The organism is Streptomyces sp. SID12501, assembly GCF_010550245.1.
Lineage (GTDB): Bacteria > Actinomycetota > Actinomycetes > Streptomycetales > Streptomycetaceae > Streptomyces.
In genome coordinates, this window is the sequence record NZ_JAAGLU010000261.1 from 1 (window position 1) to 614 (window position 614).

Sequence of the window (614 nt, forward strand, 5' to 3'; positions counted from 1 at the left end):
CGGCGTCGAGCGAGTACGTCCACGTGCGGTCGACGTACTGGTTCTCCCACGCGTGCCCGCCGGACGCGAGCGGCACGTGGTCCTCGCCGACCAGGACGGCCTTGATGCGCGTCGAGCCGAGCTCGATGCCGAGAGCCGTGCGGCCCTGCTCGATCGCGGTGCGCGCGTCCGTTCGCTGCTGCCCCATCGCGTGCTGCTCCCTCCCCGGTCGTCGTCGCCCGGGTGTCGTGGTCGGGTCGGCCGGCGTGCGTTCGGCCGACGTCATGTTAACGCTCACATAGCGGTGGTGCCAGCACCCGGGTCAGACGTCCCGCCCGGACCCGGACGACGCGCGGACCACGAGCTCGGGTGCGATCGACGCGACCTCGGGCACGCGCCCGCCCATCGCCTCGACCAGCGCCGCGACGGCCCGCCGGCCCAGCTCCGCGAAGTCCTGCCGCACCGTCGTCAGCGGCGGCGCGTAGAACTCCGCACCCGGCTCGTCGTCGAACCCCACCACCGCGACGTCCTCCGGCACGCGGACGCCCGCCTCGGCGAACGCCGCGAGCAGACCCAGCGCGAGCTGGTCGTTCACCGCGAACACCGCGTCCGGCAGCCCGTCACGCACCAGCGCG

1 protein-coding gene and 1 pseudogene are annotated in these 614 nt (G+C 74.3%); both read right to left on the reverse strand.

Annotation, left to right across the window (positions count from 1 at the left end; translation table 11 throughout):
• Window positions 1-187: pseudogene (locus G3I71_RS45610) on the reverse strand (hypothetical protein); the annotation flags it as partial.
• A gap of 114 nt (window positions 188-301) precedes the next feature.
• On the reverse strand, window positions 302-614 hold a 313-nt coding region (locus G3I71_RS45615), incomplete at its 5' end, for a substrate-binding domain-containing protein (protein WP_164324828.1).